Raw genomic sequence first — 1,984 nt, 5'->3', positions numbered from 1 at the left:
CAGTGCCAGCCCGGCCAGTTCCACCTGGTCGATCTCGGCGCGGCGCTGCGGCTCCAGCCGCTGCGACTGCGGCCACAGCCGCCACGCCACGCCCTCGGCCACGCGTCCGGCACGGCCGGCGCGCTGGTCGGCCGAGGCCTGGGCGATGGCCACCACGTCCAGCCGGGTGAAGCCGCTGTTGGGATCGTAGCGCGGCTCGCGCGCCTGGCCGCTGTCGATCACCACGCGCACGCCGGGCAGGGTCACCGAGGATTCGGCCACGTTGGTGGCCAGCACCACGCGGCGGCGGCCATCGCTGGCGACCTGCAGCACGCGTGCCTGCTGTTCCACCGGCAGCTCGCCGTGCAGCGCCAGCACCTCGACGCTGCCGTCCAGCGATTCCTGCAGGCCCGCCTGCACGCGCGCGATCTCGCGCTGGCCGGGCAGGAACACCAGCAGGTCGCCGGGATGATCGGCCAGAGCCTGCTGCACCGCGCGGCGCACCTGCAGTTCCAGCGCCTCATCGCGGCGCGCCGGAAAATGGCTGACCGCCACCGGGTAGCTGCGGCCTTCGCTGCTCAGGCGCGGCGCATCGAGGAAGCGGGCAAGCCGCTCGCCATCCAGCGTGGCCGACATCACCACCAGCCGCAGGTCGTCGCGCAGCTGCGCCTGCACGTCCAGCGCCAGGGCCAGGCCGAGGTCGCCACTGAGGTGGCGCTCATGGAATTCATCGAACAGGATCGCGCCGACCGTTTCCAGCATCGGGTCATCCTGCAGCATGCGGGTCAGGATGCCTTCGGTGACCACTTCAATGCGGGTGCGCGCGGAGACCTTGTTCTCGAAGCGGATGCGGTAGCCGACGGTGCCGCCCACCTCTTCGCCCAGCTGCCGCGCCATGAACAGTGCGGCGCTGCGTGCGGCCACCCGGCGCGGTTCCAGCAGGATGATCCTGCGGTCCCGCAGCCACCGCGCATCGAGCAGGGCCAGCGGCACCTGGGTGGTCTTGCCGGCACCGGGCGGAGCTTCCAGCACCAGCCGCGGCTGCGCGGCCAGGTGCTGCTGGATCTGTGGCAGCAGCGGGGAAATCGGGAAGAGCGGGGCGTTCATGTGCAAAGGATAAGGGGCCATGGCCGGCGCGGGTACAATGCGCGGGCACTTTTCCCCCGCGATGACCATGCACCTGATCGATATCGGCGCCAACCTGACCCACGACTCCTTCGACCGCGACCGCGATGCCGTCCTGGACCGCGCACGGCAGGCCGGCGTGGTGCAGATGGTCATCACCGGTGCCAGCCGCGAGCACTCGCCGCTGGCCGTGCAGCTGGCCCAGCAGCATCCGGGTTTCCTGTACGCCACCGCGGGCGTGCACCCGCACCACGCGGTGGAATACACCGAGGAATGCGACGCCGAAATGCGCGCGCTGCATGCGCACCCGGACGTGGTGGCGGTGGGCGAGTGCGGGCTGGATTACTTCCGTGATTTCTCGCCGCGCCCGGCCCAGCACCGCGCTTTCGAGCGCCAGCTGCAGCTGGCCGCGGACAATGGCAAGCCGCTGTTCCTGCACCAGCGCGATGCGCATGCCGATTTCATGGCGCAGATGAAGAACTTCGAAGGCCGCCTCGGCCCGGCGGTGGTGCATTGCTTCACCGGCGAACGTGACGAGCTGTTCGATTACCTGGACCAGGACTGGTACATCGGCATCACCGGCTGGCTGTGCGACGAGCGCCGTGGCGCGCACCTGCGCGAACTGGTGAAGAACATCCCGGCCAACCGCCTGATGATCGAGACCGACGCGCCGTACCTGCTGCCGCGTACGCTGAAGCCGATGCCGAAGGACCGCCGCAACGAACCGATGTTCCTCTCGCACATCGTCGAGGAACTGGCCCGCGATCGTGGCGAAGACGTGGCCGTGACCGCCGCCAATGCCACCGCCGCGACGCGCACGTTCTTCCGCCTGCCCGACGCGGGTTGATCCTGTAGAGCCGAGCCCATGCGCGGCTGCCGC

General features: G+C 70.0%; 2 protein-coding genes. One reads left to right on the top strand and one right to left on the bottom strand.

Annotated elements, in window-relative coordinates; translation table 11 throughout:
* Window positions 1-1,086 (bottom strand): ATP-dependent helicase HrpB (gene hrpB / locus DCO49_RS19910; RefSeq protein ID WP_116865450.1); only part of this gene is annotated, 1,086 nt, incomplete at its 3' end.
* 67 nt (window positions 1,087-1,153) lie between these two features.
* Between hrpB and DCO49_RS19905 the strand changes: the two genes are divergently transcribed.
* Window positions 1,154-1,951, top strand: coding sequence for a TatD family hydrolase (locus tag DCO49_RS19905; protein WP_116865451.1), 798 nt, complete (start codon window positions 1,154-1,156; stop codon window positions 1,949-1,951).
* Window positions 1,952-1,984 lie beyond the last annotated feature (33 nt).

The sequence above is a fragment of the Stenotrophomonas sp. SPM genome, from assembly GCF_003105135.1.
In the GTDB taxonomy this organism is placed as follows: domain Bacteria; phylum Pseudomonadota; class Gammaproteobacteria; order Xanthomonadales; family Xanthomonadaceae; genus Stenotrophomonas.
This window is presented reverse-complemented; position numbering and strand designations above follow the sequence as displayed.

Bases quoted from the DNA above. Each gene is read 5' to 3' on its own strand.
- DCO49_RS19905 (WP_116865451.1), top strand. From the start codon at position 1,154: ATGCACCTGATCGATATCGGCGCCAACCTGACCCACGACTCCTTCGAC.